This is a genomic window from Noviherbaspirillum malthae, from assembly GCF_015352985.1.
Taxonomy (GTDB): domain Bacteria; phylum Pseudomonadota; class Gammaproteobacteria; order Burkholderiales; family Burkholderiaceae_D; genus Noviherbaspirillum; species Noviherbaspirillum malthae.
This window is the reverse complement of record NZ_JACYXF010000037.1, coordinates 18816-36748: the sequence shown is the minus strand read 5'-3', so window position 1 is coordinate 36748 and position 17933 is coordinate 18816. Positions and strand designations below refer to the sequence as shown.

Here is a 17933-nt window from a genome sequence, read left to right as displayed (position 1 = left end):
GCAGAATTGCAATGCAATCAGCCGGCTAAATCAAGCATGCATTTCATTAAGTCAAACCAACTTTTTCGCGTATGACCAGAAGAGTTTCGATCACCGCTGTCACCGCCATTGTCGCTATCCTCGCCGTCATCGTTGCGGCCAGCATTCACTTTCGCGGAGCCCCTGCGCCGGCTTACATCAGCCCATCGGACACTACGCTGGTAGCGCGCGGAAAGAGCATCTATGCCGCGCAATGCGCTGCTTGCCACGGCGCCGCGCTCGAAGGCCAGCCCGATTGGCGCATGCGCTTGTCCAGCGGACGGCTGCCGGCACCGCCGCATGATGCGTCGGGCCATACCTGGCATCATCCTGACAAGGTGCTGTTCGATATCGTGAAGAACGGACTGGTGCCGGGAAAAACCGCGCCGGAAGGCTACCAGAGCGACATGCCGGCTTACGGGAGCCTGCTGTCCGACGAGGACATCACTGCGGTGCTGGCTTACATCAAGAGCCAGTGGCCGCCGGAGTTGCTGGAGCTGCAGAGAAAGGTTACGCAGGAGCCGGGTGGATAGATTACAGGTCAACTTTTTCGATGCCGTGCGTTCCAACTGCCGAACGGCTTGCGCATTGAAGGAGCGGACAACAGCATGAGCGATACCTACGATCTGCAGCGATTCGTCGACGCCCAGGAGCACGTCTATGCCGATGTCCTCGAGGAACTGCGGCAGGGACGCAAGCGATCACACTGGATGTGGTTCATCTTTCCGCAAATCGCGGGACTCGGGCACAGTGCGATGGCGCAGACCTACGCGATCGGTTCCATCGACGAGGCGCGCGCCTATCTCGCGCATCCTCTGCTCGGCGCGCGCTTGAGAGAATGCTGCCGGCTGACCTTGAATCACAAGCGCAGGTCGGTGGAAGAGATCTTCGGTTATCCCGACCATATGAAATTCCATTCCTCGGTCACCTTGTTCGCGCATGCGGCGTGCGAGGAGGAGGTGTTCGACGCTTGCCTCGCCGAGTTCTTCGGCGGAACCCCCGATCGCAATACGCTGGCCCTGCTTCCGCCGGCATGATGGGCGGCATGGCTGATCCGAAGCCGGCTGGCGCCGCTGCCCTCGGAAAATCGAACGAAGCCATACCGCCGCCGCCGCGGGTTCACACCGCGCCGTGCGCCTCCACATACAGCGCATACAGCGAATGCGAACTCGTCATGTAGAGCCGGTTGCGCTTGGGTCCGCCGAAGGCGAGATTGGCGCAGCGCTCGGGCAGGCGGATGAAACCGATCGGCTTGCCGTCCTTGTTGAACACCTTCACGCCGTCGAATTCCTCGGACTTGCCGAGCGGCAGATGGGCGCGCAGGCCGCCGCCGACATCGGTGGCTTCCGGTGCGAATGCCCCGGTGAATCCCCAGCCGCACCACAGGTTGCCGTCGCGGTCCACGCGGAAGCCGTCCAGCGCCCCGGGGCCGTCGGCATCGATCAGCTTGGTCTTGTTGGCTACCGTGCCGTCGTCATTGACGTCAAAGCTCCAGATGCTGCGGTTCGGTGTGCCCTTCCATTCCACAACATACAGTTTTTTCTCGTCCGGCGAGAAAGCCAGGCCGTTCGGATTGACCAGGTCGCGGATGACGGCGGTGATGCGGCCGTCCTTGGCGATGCGGTAGACATTGGTGGTTTCCTGTTCCGGCTTGGCCCGCTCGCCTTCCCATTCGCCGTTGATGCCGAACAGCGGATCGGTGAACCAGACGGAATCGTCGGACTTGACCACCACATCGTTCGGCGCGTTGAGGCGCTTGCCTTCGAAGCGGTCGGCCAGCACGGTCAGCTTGCCGTCTTTTTCCGTGCGCACGACCCGGCGAGTGACCGAATGCTCGCAGCTGATCAGACGGCCTTGGCGGTCGCGCGCATTGCCGTTGGTGTAATTGACGTTTTCCTTGTGCACCGACAATTTATTGGTCGCTTCATCGAACTTCATCAGGCGGTTGTTCGGGATGTCGCTCAGCAGCAGGTAACCCGGCTTGCCCGGCGCGGCGTTCGGAAAATACGCCGGCCCTTCCGCCCAGCGCATGCCGGTGCCGACCTGTTCGACGGTGCTGCTGTAGATCCGGTACTTCGCAAAGCTGGGATCGAGGATCAGCACCGCAGGATCTGGATAGCGCTGGCTGGGCTTGAATTCGAAGGATTGCGCCAGGGCGCTGCCGCCGAGCGCCAGCAATCCGGTACCGGATGCGGCTTTGAGAAAACTGCGTCGCTTGCTGTTCAAGCTGCTGGTCATGCCTTGTCTCCTTGTTGGACGGACGAATGAATGGAAGTTTTTATGGCACATGGCAATGTCTTCGATATCGCTGAAGCCGGCGCGGCTTGATGAGTGATGCACCGGCTTCAGGGTAAAGTGGTAAGAGGGCTTTGCCGCTTCTGTTTCCGCAGCGATGGTAGCGGTACCACCCGGCGGTGTCAACGGCGGCGGAACGGGGTTCTATCAAGGCGCCGGCATGAGGCCGCAGGAATCACATGCGCCGCAGCGTGACTGCCTGAGGCTTGAGTGCCTCGGCGCGCGCCCGCAGCTGTCCGCAGCCGCCGTCCACTTCCTGGGCTGCCGAGTCGCGCAGCTTGGTCAGCACGCCGCGCTGGTGCAGCCACCGTGCAATGCCGCGCGCCTTGTCCCAGGACGGCCGCTGAAAGGGAAGGCCGGGATTGGTGTTGTAGGGAATCATGTTGAGCACGGCGAATTTCCCCTTCAGCAGGGCCACGATGCCGTGCAGCTCGTCTGCGCCGTCATTGACGCCTTCGAGCAGGGTCCATTGGTACTGCACCGGATAGTCGGTCGAGCGGCCGTAGGCCTCGCTGAGGTCGACCAGTTCCTTGGGCGTCAGGCGCGGCGCGCGCGGCAGCAGGTGCTGCCGCAGCTCCGGTTTGGTCGTATGCAGCGACAGGGCCAGCGCCGGCTTGACCGGGCCTTGCGGCAGCCTTTCGAATACGCGCGGATCGCCGACGGTCGAAAATACCAGGTTCTTGTGCCCGACATTGCCCTCGGTGCCCAGCAGCTCGATGGCTTCCATGACGTTGTCGAGGTTATGCGCGGGCTCGCCCATGCCCATGAACACCACCTTCTTCACTGCGCGCTGCGTCCGCGCGAGCGCCACCTGTGCAAGGATTTCGCCGCTCGTCAGCTGGCGCAGCAGGCCGTCGCGCCCGGTCATGCAGAACCGGCAGCCGACCGCGCATCCCAGCTGGCTGGAGACGCACAGGCCGCCTCGCGGCAGCAGCACGCTTTCCGCCGTCTGGTCATCGGCGAGGCCGACCAGCAGGCGCGATGAGCCGTCGTCTGCAGGATGAGCGGAGAGCAGGCGCGCCATGCCGCGCAATTCGGCATCGATTTCCGGCAAGGCATCGCGCACCGGCTGCGGCAGGAAATCCTTGGGACGGCGGCGGCCATGGTCGTAAGGGCGCGCCTGCAGCCAGTCGCGCAGTACGCGCTGTTCATGGGTCGGTTTGGCGCCAAGCGCGCGCAGGCGTTCTCGGATTTGCTGGATTTGCATGTTGAGGCGGGAAGTCTTCCTGATGTGCGGCGAACCGGAACCGGGCATTGTCCGCGTTCTGACGGCATTTTCCAAGGCGAAAAAAAACCCGCAGGCTTTTTCGGCTTGCGGGTTCAATCCAATTCAAGAAGAGTTGGAGGAGACAGGCGCTACTTTAATGCAGTGCATCATAGTTGTCCTCTTTATTTTCGTAATAAGAGGTATGTGTTTTGGTTATATGAAAGAAATTCCAGAGGGCAAAACCGACAAACATGCAATCATGAGATGCCGATGTTCAGTTTCTTCAGTTTGTCGTACAGGGTCTTCTTCGGTATGCCGAGATGCTGCGCCGTCGAGGCGACGTTTCCGCCATTTGCCTGCAATGCCTGCACGATCAGCAGCCGCTCGTAAGCGTCGACCTGTTGTGGCAGGGTAAGAGCGACAGAGTCGGAGGCCTGCGGCGAGCGTTCCATCCGATCGATGACGCCGAGTACCAGCCGGTCGGCGAAATTGCGCAGTTCTCGTACATTTCCCGGCCAGTCGCGCGACTGCCATTGCGCCACCTCGGCGGCGGTCCATGCCGGTAATGGCCGCTGGAAACGCATCACCGCGCCCTCCACGAAGTGGGCCAGCAGCAAAGGAATGTCTTCCCGCCGCTCCGCCAGCCGCGGCAGGTCGATGCTGACCACGCCGATGCGGTAATACAGGTCTTCCCGGAATTTCCCTTCCGCGCTGAGCGCCAGCAGATCCGTCTTGCTGGCAGCGATGACGCGGCAGTCGATGTCGATCGGCACGTTGGCGCCGAGACGCTCCAGTTTCCTTTCCTGCAGCACGCGAAGCAGCTTTACCTGCAGCGACAGGGGCATGGTCTCGATCTCGTCGAGAAACACGGTGCCGCCGTTGGCATACTCGAGTTTGCCGATGCGGCGCTTCTGGGCGCTGGTGAAGGCGCCGGCTTCATGGCCGAAGATTTCGCTCTCGAAGACCGTTTCGGGAAGCGCGCCGCAATTGAGCGCAACGAACGGCCCCTTGCGTCCGCTGGCGGCATGCAGCTGCCTTGCGACGACTTCCTTGCCGGTGCCGGTCTGGCCATTGATGAGAACGTCGACGGAAGTCGGGCCGATCGACCTGATCAGAGTCCGCACCTTCTCGATGGCCGCCGATTCCCCGATGAGCGCCGGCATGTCGGGATGCGACGACCATGCAGCCCTCAGGCGCTGGTTGTCGAGCACGAGCCGGCGCTTTTCCTGGGCGCGCCGCACGCTTTCCGTCAGGCGCTCCGCGGCAAAGGGCTTCTCGATGAAATCATAGGCGCCCGCGCGCATGGCTTCCACCGCCATGTCGACGTCGCCATGGCCGGTCATGACGATGACCGGCAGGTCCGGTTCGGCGGCGGTCAGTCCGGCAAGCAGTTCGAGCCCGGAGCGGCCGGGCAGCCTGACGTCGGTAATCACCACGCCGGGAAAGCCAGGCCGTATGGCGGACAGGGCCTGTTCCGCATCCTCGAAGGCCTGCACTCGAAAGCCGTCGAGTTCCAGGGTCTGCATGGTAGCTAGGCGCACCGAGTGTTCATCCTCTACCAGTATCGCTTCAAGCACTGACAAGTCGGCTCCCGTCCTGATGTGATATCGATGTCTGCAGCGGTAGGCGCACGACGAATTCCGCGCCGCCTTCGTTTCTGTTATGCGCGCTCAGCTGTCCGTTCATCGCCTGCACGATGGAGGATGAAATGGCGAGCCCCAGTCCGAGACCCTTGCCGGACGGCTTGGTAGTAAAAAACGGTTCGAACAGATGCTCGGCCACTTCGGCCGGTATGCCCGGCCCGGAATCGTGGATGCGCACGACGGCCTCGTCGCCTTCCCGGCGCAGGCCCACGAAGATATTGCGCTGCGCTGCGCCGTCCACCGCATCGAGCGCGTTGCGCAGCAGGTTGATCAGTACCTGTTCGGTCCTCACCATGTCGCCGGCCACGACGATGTTTTCCGCGATGTCGGTGCTCAGGTGAACATCATGGCGCCTGAATTCATTATTGAGAAGCATGATGGACGCCTCGATCGCGCTGCCAAGGTCGACGCGCGAGACGCTGTCGTGGCTCTTGCGAGCAAATCCCTTCAGCTGGCCGATGATGGCGCCCATGCGCGCGCTGGCGGCGCTGATATGGCCCAGGTTGTCCTTTGCCTTGTCGGGCTGGCCGCGCCCGAGGAAAGTCACCGCATTGTCGGCGAAGGTGCGGATGGCAGTCAGGGGCTGATTGAGTTCATGCGTGACGCCGGCGGCCATCTGCCCCAGCATGGCCAGCTTGCCGGCCTGAACTAGCTCATCCTGGGTACTGCGCAAAAGGCGTTCGGTTTCCTGCAGCTTGGCGAACTTGTGCTCGAGATGCCGGTTTGCCTCGAGCAGTTCCCCGGTGCGCTGGCCGATCCTGCGCTCCAGTTCTTCCGCCGCCTGCTGCAGCGCCCTGCGAGATTCACGGCGCTCCTCGATGCGGCGCCGGCGCTGGTAGATCGCCATCAGGGAAATGGCCGCAAGTCCGATCGCCAGCGCCGCGGACATTGCCGCGAAGGCGGCAGTGCGCTGCACGCGCGCCGTCGAAGGAAACAGCATCAATTGCCAGCCGAGGCGGCCGACCTGCTTGCCCGCATAAGCACCGAAACCGGCAGCGGCATCCTTAGGCAGGGAGGCGATCGAGGCGATGGATTGCTCTGCATATTGCTTGGTGCTGGCCAGAGCGGCTTGCGCCGCCGCGTCCAGCGGCGTGATGCTGCGATAGCGCCATGCTTCCCTGTTGCTCAGGAAGACGACGCCGCTGCGGTCCGCCAGCGCGATGGGCTCTTCGCTGCTGCGCCATGTCTGCTCGAAATCGGAGAGGCTGATCTTGACGGCAATGACGCCGAGCGGCGTGCCGGTGCGCACGGCCGGCGTCGCATACACCGGCTGCGCAATGAAGTAACCCGGTTCGCTGGTCGCATTGCCGATGCCGTAGAAATGGCCGGACCTGCCGGCGAACGCATGCTGGAAATACGGGCGGAAGGCAAAGTTGCGGCCGACGAAGGTAATCGGTTCGTTCCAGTTGCTGGCGGCCAGCGTATCGCCGTTGGCATCCATCAGGTAGATGGCGCTGACCTTGGCCTGGCGCTGTATCGTCTCCAGCGTCGCATTCAGGCTGGCTGCGGTGTCGGAGGCCGGCTGCTGCAGAGTCTTGATGACGCCCGGAAGAAAGCTGAGCGTGAAGGGCAGGGTCTCGTGGCGTTCAAGCAGCGATTCAAGATCGATCGCAATCATGTGCAGCTGCCGCTCTGCCTGCGCATGGGCATCATCGGTCGCTCGCGCCTTGGCCGCCAGATAGACGGTCCAGATCAGCATGCCGGCGGCTATCGCGGCAACGGCGACGAGCGCAAGCAGCACTTTCTGTTTGGCGAACTTCATGGCTGGTCCGATGCGGCGCGGTTGGCGGTAGGGCTTCAAATACTAGCCGATTTTTCTTCGTGTTCGCACGCCTTCGCATCGATTTCCGTCCGTGCCGGCGAAGTCGGGGTTTTCCTGCGGTCCAGTCATGCGGTTTTTCGGACGGCTCCCGGGCTGCTTGTCCGAAGAACCGCACACGCATGCGGCCGCGAACGCATGTTCACCTTCCAATAGCTCATGAAATCAAGGACTTGCATTCTTCGTGTAGCTGGCATGGCGCATGCAAAAGGAAAGTCCGCAATGTCGGGCACATGCCGTTTACACCCTTATAAACGCCCGCTGCATCCACATTAGGAGAGAAAATGAGACTGAAACGCCTCGCGCTGCTTGCCGCTTCGGGCCTTGTCATGGCCGCCCACGCAAACGCACAGACCGATACCTATCCGAAAAAACCGATCACGCTCATCGTGCCCTTTGCCCCAGGCGGCACGACCGACATCGTCGCCCGTATCGTGGCCGACAGGATGGGCAAGGAGCTGGGACAGGCGGTCGTCGTGGAAAACCGGGGCGGCGGCGGGGGCAGCATCGGCGCGACCGCCATTTCGAAGGCCGAGCCGGACGGCTACACGCTGGGGATCTCCACCGTGTCCACGCACGCGGTCAACCCGGCCTGCAATCCCAAGCTCAGCTATGACCCGGTCAGCGGCTTCACGCCCGTGACCAATCTTGCCCGCACGCCGAATGTATTGACCGTCAACCAGAAGGCCGGCACGGAAAACGTCAAGCAATTGCTTGAGCAGCTCAAGCGCAATCCCGGAAAGCTGACCTACGCAACCTCGGGTACCTGCACGATCCAGCACATGCTGGGCGAACAGTTCAAGGTCTCCACCGGCACTTTCATCCTTCATGTCCCGTATCGCGGAGCCGGCCCCGCGCTGAACGATCTCCTGGGCGGCCAGGTCGACATGATGTTCGACAACCTGCCGTCGTCGCTGTCGCATATCAATGGCGGAAAGCTGAAGCCGCTCGCCGTATCGTGGCACAAGCGCGTCGATGCGCTGCCCAATGTGCCGACCTTCGCGGAACTCGGTCTGCCGCAGGTCAACGACCCGGCCTGGTACGGATTGGTTGCGCCGCCGAAAACGCCGGATGAGGTCATCAGGAAGCTGCACGCTGCGGTGGTCAAGGTGCTGGCCATTCCGGAGGTGCGCGAACGCCTGAAGGCGAGCGGCGCGGAGCCGGTCGGCAATACGCCGGCCGAACATGCCGCGGAAATCAAAACGGAGCTGGAAAAGATGAAAAGCCTGGTGAAGAAGCAGGGCATCAAGCTCAACGAAAGCTGAGAAGGCTGATGAAGCTGAAGCGCCGGCATGCGCTCATGCCGGCGTGATATCCGTGCCCGGAGCGGGTCAATCCGTCCCGGCCGCGGCGCGATACTGTACAGCCTGGTCGTTCAGCCATTCGGAAAATGACTGCAGGGCAGGCATGCCGGCCTTCTGCTCCGGGACCATGAAGTAATAGGCATTGCTGCTGGCATAGGTGTGCGTGCAGGCCACCACGAGGCGTCCGCTGGCCAGTTCGTCCTCGATCATCATCGGCGGAATCAGCGCCACGCCGATATCGTGCCTGGCCGCCTGCGCCAGCATCGAAAACAGTTCATAGCGCGGTCCCGCCAAATCATTCGCCGCCTGGACGCCGGCCGACTCGAACCAGTGCCGCCATGCGTAGGGACGGGTGCCCTGCTGTAGCAGCGGCAATGTCGCAATGGCGTCAGGAGACACCGGCTTGCCCGACTTCGACAGCGTCTGCATCAGGCGCGGGCTGCAGACCGGCACCACGTTTTCCCGCATCAGGTAATGCGCCTCGGTGCCGGGCCAGTGCGCGTCGCCGAAGTAGATCGCGGCATCGAACTGCGTGTCCGCGAACAGGAAGGCGCGCGTGCGGGTGGTAAGGTTGACCGTGATATCGGCGTGCCCGGCGATGAAACTGGCCAGGCGAGGCATCAGCCACTGGGTGGCGAAGGTGGGCACCACCGCGAGTTCCAGCGTGGCGCTTCGTCCCTGGTGCGCCATGATGCTCAGGGTGTCCTGTTCGACCGCTTCCAGCCGCGCGGACACCTGCCTGCTGTAGGCAAGACCCGCCTCGGTCAGCTTGACGCCGCGCCGGGTGCGGCGGAACAGCGGCAACCCGAGATAGGATTCCAGCGAGGAAATCTGCCGGCAGACCGCGCTCTGCGTCATGGCCAGGTCTTCCGCCGCCTTGGTGAAACTTTCATGCCGCGCGGCGGCTTCGAATGCCACCAGGGCGCCGGTATTCGGAATCTTGCGTCGCATCGGAACAGGCTTGTCGTGTTACGGAGTTCCATTTTCGCACAGGATTGTACGGATTTGTCGCTTGCTGGACACGTTCTGCGCCGGTAGCATTTCCCATTATCCGGGGCGGCGGTTGCATGCGCCTCATCCGAAATCTCGAAGTGCAATGGAGGAATGTCATGGCGTCAAACAAGCAAGTCTTTAACTGGGAAAGCCCGCTGCTGCTCGATACCCAGCTGACCGAGGAAGAACGCATGGTGCGCGACAGCGCCCGGGCGTATTGCCAAGGCAAGCTGATGCCGCGCGTGCTGGAAGCTTTCCGCCATGAAAAGACCGACCGCGCCATCTTCAACGAAATGGGCGAACTCGGCCTGCTCGGCCCCACCATTCCCGAAGAGTACGGCGGCGCTGGCCTCAACTATGTGTCCTACGGCCTGATTGCGCGCGAAGTCGAGCGCGTCGATTCCGGCTACCGCTCAATGATGAGCGTGCAGTCTTCGCTGGTCATGGTGCCGATCAATGAATTCGGCAGCGAAGAACAGAAACGGACATACCTGCCCAAGCTGGCCAGCGGCGAATGGGTTGGCTGCTTCGGCCTGACCGAACCCAACCACGGCTCCGATCCGGGTTCGATGGTGACGCGAGCGCGCACCACCGACGGCGGCTACCTGCTTTCCGGCGCCAAGATGTGGATCACCAACAGCCCGATCGCCGACGTGTTCGTGGTCTGGGCCAAGACGGATGACGAGCAGATCCGCGGCTTCATCCTGGAAAAAGGTTGGAAGGGCCTGAGCGCGCCTGCCATCCACGGCAAGATGGGCTTGCGCTCCTCGATCACGGGCGAAATCGTCATGGACGGCGTGTTCGTGCCCGAGGAAAACATGCTGCCAACGGTCAGCGGACTCAAGGGCCCGTTCACCTGCCTCAATTCCGCCCGCTACGGCATCGCCTGGGGCGCGCTGGGCGCCGCGGAATTCTGCTACGAGACGGCGCGCCAGTATGTGCTGGACCGCAAGCAGTTCGGCCGGCCGCTGGCCGCCAACCAGCTGATCCAGAAGAAGCTGGCCGACATGCTCACCGATATCACCCTCGGCCTGCAGGGCTGCCTGCAGCTGGGCCGGATGAAGGATGCCGGCACGGCGGCGGTGGAAATCACGTCGATGATGAAGCGCAATTCCTGCGGCAAGGCGCTGGACGTGGCGCGCATGGCGCGTGACATGCTGGGCGGCAACGGCATTTCCGACGAATTCGGCGTGATCCGCCACATGGTCAACCTCGAAGTCGTCAATACCTATGAAGGTACGCATGACGTGCACGCCCTGATCCTGGGGCGCGCGATCACCGGCATTCCTGCGTTCTCCAACTAAGTATCCCGCAGCGGCTTCAACCCGGCGTGCGCCAGATGTGTTTACTGGCGCGTGCCGGGTTTGTTGCTTCGCAATCCCAGACACTTCCTCCGGACACCTGCGGTCGAACAGGCAAGCCGTCAACATCGTCGACCTGCATCGGAGGTGTTTATGTTCGACATGCAACTGCCCTGGTGGGAATTCATCGTCAGGGGCGCCATCATCTACTGCGTGCTGCTGCTGATGGTACGCATTTCCGGAAGGCGGACGGTTGGCCAGTTCCGTCCCTTCGATCTGCTGGTGGTCATGCTGCTCAGCGAATCGGTTTCCAATTCCCTGTCGGGATCCGACGAATCCATATCGGGCGGACTGATCGTCGCCGCCACCCTCATCGCCCTGAACGCCTTGGTGGCGGAGGCAACCGCCCGCAGCGGCAAGCTGGCCAGGATGGTGGACGGCACGCCCGTACTGCTGGGACGCGACGGGCAGATCTTTCACGATGCAAGGCGCTCGGCGCGCGTCACCGAAGGCGACATCCAGCAGGCGCTGCATGAAGCCGACTGTTCGCTCAAGGACGTGCAGTACATTTTCCTCGAGTCGGACGGCAGCATCTGCATTCTTCAGAAGAAGCCGGATCCTCAGGCCAGCGGCTCCTGATGTCGATGCCGGACCGCGGCGTATTGCCTGCCATTGACGAACGTCGCAATGGAGTTTGTCCGCTGTGTTAAACAGGAAGGACACAGCTGACACCATCCCGGGACACGTCTGAATGACCCTCGAAGTCGCGCAAAATTTCCTGATCGCCCTGTTGATCGGCGCCCTGGTCGGCATCGACCGCGAGAAGAAAAAGGATGCCGAGCCCGGGCATACCGCCGGCATACGCACCTATATCCTGCTGGCGCTGGTTGGTGCGGCATCGGCCTGGGTGGCGCTTGAGCTCAATGCGGTGTGGATCTTCGTTGCCACCCTGCTGGCGGTGAGCGCAATCATCATCGCCGGCTACGTCCTCCAGAACCGGGCGCAGGACGATGCCATCGGCCTGACCAGCGAAATCGCCGCCATCGCCGTCTGCCTGCTGGGCGCGATGGTCGTGATCGGCTATCCATCGCTTGCGGTGGCGCTGGCGGTGGTGACTTCGGCGGTGCTGGCGTTCAAGCAGCCCTTGCACGGACTGGTGAGCCGCATCGGAACCGACGACATCTTCGCCGGCATCAAGCTGCTGATCGCTTCCTTCATCATCCTGCCCCTGCTGCCCGACGAGGCGATCGATCCCTGGGGAGCGATCAATCCGTACAAGCTCTGGCTGCTGGTGATCCTGATCGCCGGCTTGTCGCTGATCGGCTACGTGGCCACCCGCATGCTGGGAAAGGCGCAGGGCACCGCGGTCACCGGGCTGGCCGGCGGCCTGGTGTCCTCCACCGCAACCACGCTCAACTTTGCGCGCTCCAGCCGCCACGAACCGGCGCAGGCCGACGGCCATGCGGTTTCCGCCGGCATTCTCCTTGCCTGGCTGGTGATGTTCGTGCGTACCACGGTGCTGGTCGCATTCATGAATCCGGCCCTGCTCAAAACGATGTGGATTCCCTTTGCGGCCATGGGCGGCGTGACCGCAGCATTCGCCGGCTGGCACTACTACGCAGGGTTGAAAGGCACGGCGCATCGCAAGCCGGACAGTGAAGAAGCCGGCGCCGGCGCATCCGGCATGCCGTTGCAGAATCCGTTCAGCCTCGGCTCCGCGATTCAATTTGGCGCGGTATTCGCCATCGTGCTGCTAGCGGTGAAGATGGCCGAGGAAAATGCGCCGGGCCTCGGCGTGTATCTCGTATCGGCTCTGGCCGGATCGGTCGATGTGGATGCCATCACCCTGTCCATTGCAAATGATGCGAACAAGGCGATCGAGCCCGCCCAGGCGGTAACTGCCATCGTCCTCGCGGCGCTCGCCAATACCGCGGTCAAATGCGGAATGGTTGTCGTGCTGGGCGCCGGCCCCGCCCGTCTTCAGGTGGCGGCCGCTACCGCCGCAATCTTTGCCGCCGGCGGCGCATGGTTCTGGCTCGGACGCATGCTCGTGTCTGGATGATCGAAATTTCATATCGATGTTGTAGTCAACTACCCAACTACTCAACACCTGCCGCTTAGACCTAGATCAAGCTTCCCCGAAGTGCCGCCTGTATCTTGCGCCTCCATTGAGTATTTTGTAACTATTGGTTGCGCCTTCATGTCATCCGGGACTCCGACAAATCGTCGTCGGCATGCAGGGCAGTGACTTCGGTCCGATCGGTGTCGTGTTCCGTCTGCAGGCCGTCCTTTAACCTGGAGCGGGTGCGCAGAACTGCAGTGGCAGGAGGCGAATATGCTTGTGGACTATCTGGGACGCGGAGACTGGCGCGGCGCCGCAGCGAGATGGCGGTCGGTGCACAAGGAGCATGAACGCACCCTGGCCATGCTCAATCGCGGCGAGAGTCCCGACACGGCCTCCAGGCAGATAGCGGCCGCCCGGCGCGCCCTGGCCATGGCGCCGACGGTTGCTGCCGAAACCGGCGCCGCCAAGGCGATGCGGCTGAGTGAATGGCTCGGCACGCGCGGCCTGGAACGCGTCATCGGGCGATCCGACTTCGAACCCGGCGCATTTCTAGAGATCGGCCTGACCGTCGGCCGGGCGGTTTGCCTGATCGACGTGAAGGACAGTATCGGCCGCATTCTCCTGCGCGGCACCGGCTTTCTCGTGGCGCCCGGCGTGCTGGTCACGAACAACCACGTCCTGATGTCGAAGGAAGACGCGCAGTCGGCAACGATCACGTTCGACTACCGCAACGACCCCTACGGCAGAGCCATGCCGACCACGGTATTTCGGCTCAACCCCGGCATCCTTTTCGAAACCGACCGCGACCATGACTGTACCTTCGTCAGCGTCGGCGAGCGCATCTCCGGTTCCTTTGACATCACCGATTTCGGATGGCTGCCGTTGGTCGGTGTCGAAGGCAAGATAGAAGTCGGGGACCCGGTCAATATCATCCAGCATCCGAGCGGAGAACCCATGCAATGGGTGGTCCGCGACAACAGGCTGCTGGCGCTGCCCGAACTCGCGGGGCAGCGCGACCCGAAGATGTATGCGCACTATGAAGCCGACACCATGCCGGGTTCGTCCGGCGCGCCGGCGATGAGCCGCCTGTGGGAAGTCATCGCGCTCCATCACCAGGCGGTGTCCGCCATGGATGCTGACGGCAATGTCCTGGACCTCGACGGCATCCCCTATGCGGGAGACGACGACACGCGCGTGAAATGGGTGGGAAACGAAGGCATCAGGGTAACGGCCCTGGTCCGTCTGCTGGCCGAACGGCGCAAGGCTGCGCACGGCGAGCAGGCGCGCGCGTTGGATGCCGTGCTGGAAGCAAACCGTCCGGACTACATCGCCCTGGCGGCGGCTGCCCATCGCCGAACTATCGATGCCGGGCATTCCAAACATCAGATACTCATCGGAGGAGACATGCCAGGCCACCTTGAATTCACCCTGCCGCTGAAGGTAGGCATTTCCATCGGCGAGGCTACTCCGACGGGCATCCTTCATGATGATGGAAGCGGCGGCACACGGGCGCGCGATACCGCTCGTCGGCATGATAGCGTTCCCGCTTCAGATGACATGCAGACAGCAGGCGAGCCAGACGCGGCCGCACCGCTTTCGCCATTGCCTGCCTCATTGTCCCGCGAGCGCGATGAGGTCTTGCGGGAACTGGCGCGAAGCCGCACGCGGCCTTATTACGACAAGCGGCAAGCCGAAACGGATGCGAATGCCTATTATGCTGCGGTGGATTTGTCCAATGATCGGCGTGCCAATTTTGCCGCACTGTCGGAGCTGCTCGAAACGACGCATCGCACGCGCCCCCGTTATGCACCGGCCAGACTGCTTTATCCATGGATTGATCTGCACAAGGAAGGACGCAGGCTGGCCATCAAGAGCATCTATAGCGGCAAGGTCTTCGATGCGAGAGAGTTCATCGACGAAGCCTTCGCCATCGAAGCGCGCCGGGAGGCAATGCGTGCTTCGCTGCGCAGCAATGAAGCGGCCTCGAACATGTCGGAAGCCATGGTCGAGCAGATGCTCGAAGCCGGCGCGCCATACAACTGTGAGCATACCGTTCCCCAATCATGGTTCAGCAAGCGCGAGCCGATGCGGGGCGACCTGCATCACCTGTTCGCCTGCGAATCCCGATGCAATTCCTTCCGCGGAAACCATGCCTATTTCGACTTTCCCGATACGGAAGCCACGATGGAGCAATGCGGCCGGCGCGAGGAAGACCGGTTCGAGCCGATTTCCGGCAAGGGCGCGGTGGCCCGGGCCACCATGTATTTCCTGCTGCGCTATCCCGGCACCATCGACCTCGACATCAGCCAGATGACGCCGCAGCGCCTGACGATTCTGAAGAAATGGCATGAAGGCGACCCGGTCTCGGAGTACGAGCGGCATCGCAATCAGGCCATCTTCGAGGTGCAAGGCAACCGCAATCCTTTCATCGATCATCCGGAATGGGTGAGCAAGCTTGCATTTGAAAGCGGGCTGCACGCGCCCGATGCGTTTCGCCAGCCATCAGGCTTCCGGCACGCCGAGGGCAACGACGTGCCTTGCATGCTGCAGAAACGCGCAGACAAGTCGGCGCTGAAAGCCAGGGATACGCATATCCATGTGTTCGGCAAGGGGGCGCATATCGTGTGCGATACCGAACCGCGCGGTTATGCGCTGCCGGAAAACAGATCGCTTCTGGAGCACCGTCTCCACCAGACCGAGGGCATCGTTCCCTTGTGGGAACAGGGACAGACGCTGCGCTGGCGCTTTCAGGAAAGGTCGCTGCTGAAATTTGCCCGGCCCGATCAATTGAAGTCATTCGTTCGCCAGCTATTCGGCGAAGCTCTCGCCGCCTGGGGCGACGCGGCGCCGATCAGATTCTCCGAGCAGGACGATGCCTGGGATTTCGAGATCTCCGTGCGCAGCGAAAAGGATTGCGATATCGGCGGGTGCGTCGCCGCGAGCGCCTTTTTCCCGGACGAAGGCCGTCACGAATTCGTGATCTACCCCTCGCTGTTCGAACTGGACCGTAGCGAGCAGATCGAAACACTGATTCATGAAACAGGCCATATCTTCGGGCTTCGGCACTGGTTCGCCAACATTACCGAAACGGCCTGGCCTTCGTTGGAGTTCGGCAGCGATTCGCAGTTCACGATCATGAACTACGGTGAAGCCAGCATGTTCACCGAAGCGGACAAGGCGGATCTGGCAAGGCTGTATGGGACGGCCTGGTCGGGCGCGCTGGCCGGCATCAACGGTACGCCGATCAGGTTTGTCCGGCCCTACCACGTGAAACGATACGTCGAAGACGATGGTGCGGCGTCCCGTCTTCTCCAGCCGGCATCGGCACCCCGGCACTCCCGTTCGCTTCAGTCGCACGATCCGCTCATGGCGCGTTGAATCGAACCGTTACAGGGCCTGAAAGGCCATAGATATCAGGATCTGCTTTCTGCTGGAGGCCGTATGCTTGACGCCGATGACTTCACCCACGACGATCGCACCCAGGCCGCGACGGCGGCTGCCATGACATGCGCCGATAACGAGTATTCCGACCTCGTCGACGATGATGGACACCAGTACGTCGATCTCGTCATGGAAGGCGGCGGCGTCCTGGGCATCGCCCTGGTCGGGTATACCTATGTGCTGGAAAAGGCCGGCATCCGTTTTCTGGGAATAGGAGGCACGTCCGCCGGCGCGATCAACGCCATCATGCTCGCCGCGCTCGGAAAACCCGGCGACGAAAAATGCGGCGAGCTTGCCAGGCTTCTTGCCAACATGCCTATCGCCTCGTTCATCGACGGCGATGGCGACGCCCGCGATTTTTCCGATGCGCTGCTGAACAAGGCCGGGATGGCCAAGCTGCTCTGGAAGGCTGTCCAAGTGATGGATAACCTGCGGGACGATCTCGGTCTTCATCCGGGAGACGCATTTCTGCGCTGGCTGAGCAAGGCGCTCGATGAAGCCGGTGTGCGCAGCACGACGGATCTGCAGGCGAAGCTCGCCGACGTGCCGGCCTCATTGCGCATTCGCCGCGGAATAAGGCCCGGCATTGCGCTGGCTCCCGAGGAAAAGGCGGGGCGGCTTGCCATGGTGGCGGCGGACGTCACCACCGAAACCAAGGTAGAGCTTCCGAGAATGGCGGAGTTGTACTGGAAAGATCCGGACAAGGTCAATCCGGCATGCTTTGCGCGTGCTTCCATGTCCATCCCATTTTTCTTCCATCCGTTCCGGGTTCGCGGATGCCCGCAAAACACGGGCGCGCAATGGAAGCGCGCGGGGTATGGCGGAGTATTGCCGCAGGAGGTGATTTTCATGGACGGCGGCATCATGTCCAACTTCCCGATCAATCTGTTCCATGAGCCTTATCGCGTGCCGCTGGCGCCGACCTTCGGCGTCAAGATCGGCATCACCCGGAATGCGCCGGCACGGATCACAAAGCCGGCTCATCTGTTAAGCGCGATCTTCGATGCAGCGCGCCATACGCTGGATGACGATTTCATCACGCAGAACCCGGACTATCAGCAGCTGGTGGAAATGATCGATACCGGCCGCCATCACTGGCTGAACTTCAGCATGAGCGACGAGGACAAACTGGACTTGTTCGCGCGCGGCGCGGAAGCGGCGGCGGGGTTTCTGCGCAAATTCAACTGGCATGAATACAAGAAGACCCGGGAGGGCATCGCAGCCGCCTTCTTGACGAGCGAGCAGGCCAAGTCGCATGCAAGCGACGGCACTGTCATTCCGGAAAACTGAGTCCGAATCGCTATCCATGGGAAGGAACAACCATGTCTATCTTGCAGATGATTGCGGCGGCATTCGCCCTGGTCATCGTTGTTCTGATCGTCGCGGCCTGGAGGAAGCCCAATCCGATCGAGACCACTCAGAAAGGCGCGGACGAGGCGCTGAAGCATGTCGGCGAATGGTCCAGGTGGATGTCGGGAATCCAGACAGCAACGATTGCCGGCCTTGTGATTCTGCTGATGAAGGAAGACACTGCCAGGATGCATCAACTGCCTGCCGAGGCCTTGTTTTTCGCGCTTGCGGCATTCGGATTTCTGGGTGCCGCCCTGTTCTTCAACGCCTGGGTCATCTCCTCGCTGCCTTCGCTGGCGATACGGATTCACGCAGATCCTCCGAGCGACAGGAAATCGGTGGATTACGATATTTATGAACAGCCTGTTTATGCCTGGCTCAAGTCTGTCCGGCTGGGGTATTTTCTCGCGGCCAAGCACTGGCTGTGGGCCGGCGGATTGCTGGCAGTTGCGCTGTTTTTCATCGCCCTGATGTATTGCGGAGCCGAGTGCAATTGA

Annotated in this window: 14 protein-coding genes; 9 read left to right on the top strand and 5 right to left on the bottom strand. The window is 62.0% G+C overall.

Going from position 1 to position 17933, the window contains the following annotated elements; all coding sequences use genetic code 11:
- Nucleotides 1-71: 71 nt before the first annotated feature.
- Nucleotides 72-551, top strand: coding sequence for a c-type cytochrome (locus IGW03_RS25855; protein WP_194725416.1), 480 nt, complete (start codon nt 72-74; stop codon nt 549-551).
- A gap of 75 nt (nt 552-626) precedes the next feature.
- Nucleotides 627-1055, top strand: coding sequence for a DUF1810 domain-containing protein (locus IGW03_RS25850; protein ID WP_194725415.1), 429 nt, complete (start codon nt 627-629; stop codon nt 1053-1055).
- A gap of 82 nt (nt 1056-1137) precedes the next feature.
- Here the strand turns inward: IGW03_RS25850 and IGW03_RS25845 are convergent, their stop codons facing one another.
- The 4 genes from IGW03_RS25845 to IGW03_RS25830 all read right to left on the bottom strand — a co-directional run bounded on the left by IGW03_RS25845 (nt 1138) and on the right by IGW03_RS25830 (nt 6925).
- The gene (locus tag IGW03_RS25845) at nt 1138-2256 is read right to left on the bottom strand and encodes an SMP-30/gluconolactonase/LRE family protein (protein ID WP_194725414.1); all 1119 of its coding nucleotides are present in this window, start codon (nt 2254-2256) and stop codon (nt 1138-1140) included.
- A 232-nt stretch (nt 2257-2488) separates the two neighbouring features.
- The gene (locus tag IGW03_RS25840; RefSeq protein WP_194725430.1) at nt 2489-3520 is read right to left on the bottom strand and encodes an RNA methyltransferase; all 1032 of its coding nucleotides are present in this window, start codon (nt 3518-3520) and stop codon (nt 2489-2491) included.
- A 257-nt stretch (nt 3521-3777) separates the two neighbouring features.
- Nucleotides 3778-5103, bottom strand: a complete 1326-nt coding sequence (locus tag IGW03_RS25835; RefSeq protein WP_228536089.1) for a sigma-54-dependent transcriptional regulator — start codon at nt 5101-5103, stop codon at nt 3778-3780.
- Nucleotides 5090-6925, bottom strand: coding sequence for a sensor histidine kinase (locus IGW03_RS25830; RefSeq protein ID WP_194725413.1), 1836 nt, complete (start codon nt 6923-6925; stop codon nt 5090-5092). The genes IGW03_RS25835 and IGW03_RS25830 overlap by 14 nt, the downstream gene beginning before the upstream one ends.
- A gap of 341 nt (nt 6926-7266) precedes the next feature.
- Here IGW03_RS25830 and IGW03_RS25825 point away from each other — a divergent pair, with 341 nt between their 5' ends.
- Nucleotides 7267-8247, top strand: coding sequence for a tripartite tricarboxylate transporter substrate binding protein BugE (locus IGW03_RS25825; protein ID WP_194725412.1), 981 nt, complete (start codon nt 7267-7269; stop codon nt 8245-8247).
- 66 nt (nt 8248-8313) lie between these two features.
- On the opposite strand, the gene IGW03_RS25820 is transcribed toward IGW03_RS25825, so the two are convergent.
- Nucleotides 8314-9237: a LysR family transcriptional regulator gene (locus tag IGW03_RS25820; protein ID WP_194725411.1), complete on the bottom strand. Its 924-nt coding sequence runs from the start codon at nt 9235-9237 to the stop codon at nt 8314-8316.
- A gap of 158 nt (nt 9238-9395) precedes the next feature.
- On the opposite strand from IGW03_RS25820, the gene IGW03_RS25815 reads away from it, so the two are divergent.
- The 6 genes from IGW03_RS25815 (at nt 9396) to IGW03_RS25790 (ending at nt 17933) form a co-directional block, all read left to right on the top strand.
- The gene (locus IGW03_RS25815; RefSeq protein ID WP_194725410.1) at nt 9396-10583 is read left to right on the top strand and encodes an acyl-CoA dehydrogenase; all 1188 of its coding nucleotides are present in this window, start codon (nt 9396-9398) and stop codon (nt 10581-10583) included.
- Nucleotides 10584-10733: 150 nt separating this feature from the next.
- A complete protein-coding gene (locus IGW03_RS25810; RefSeq protein WP_194725409.1) occupies nt 10734-11219 on the top strand; it encodes a DUF421 domain-containing protein in 486 nt (161 codons plus the stop codon).
- Between the two features lie 112 nt (nt 11220-11331).
- Nucleotides 11332-12642: an MgtC/SapB family protein gene (locus IGW03_RS25805; RefSeq protein ID WP_194725408.1), complete on the top strand. Its 1311-nt coding sequence runs from the start codon at nt 11332-11334 to the stop codon at nt 12640-12642.
- A 273-nt stretch (nt 12643-12915) separates the two neighbouring features.
- The gene (locus IGW03_RS25800; protein WP_194725407.1) at nt 12916-16023 is read left to right on the top strand and encodes an endonuclease; all 3108 of its coding nucleotides are present in this window, start codon (nt 12916-12918) and stop codon (nt 16021-16023) included.
- 63 nt (nt 16024-16086) lie between these two features.
- The gene (locus IGW03_RS25795; RefSeq protein ID WP_194725406.1) at nt 16087-17376 is read left to right on the top strand and encodes a patatin-like phospholipase family protein; all 1290 of its coding nucleotides are present in this window, start codon (nt 16087-16089) and stop codon (nt 17374-17376) included.
- A 32-nt stretch (nt 17377-17408) separates the two neighbouring features.
- The gene (locus tag IGW03_RS25790) at nt 17409-17933 is read left to right on the top strand and encodes a hypothetical protein (protein ID WP_194725405.1); all 525 of its coding nucleotides are present in this window, start codon (nt 17409-17411) and stop codon (nt 17931-17933) included.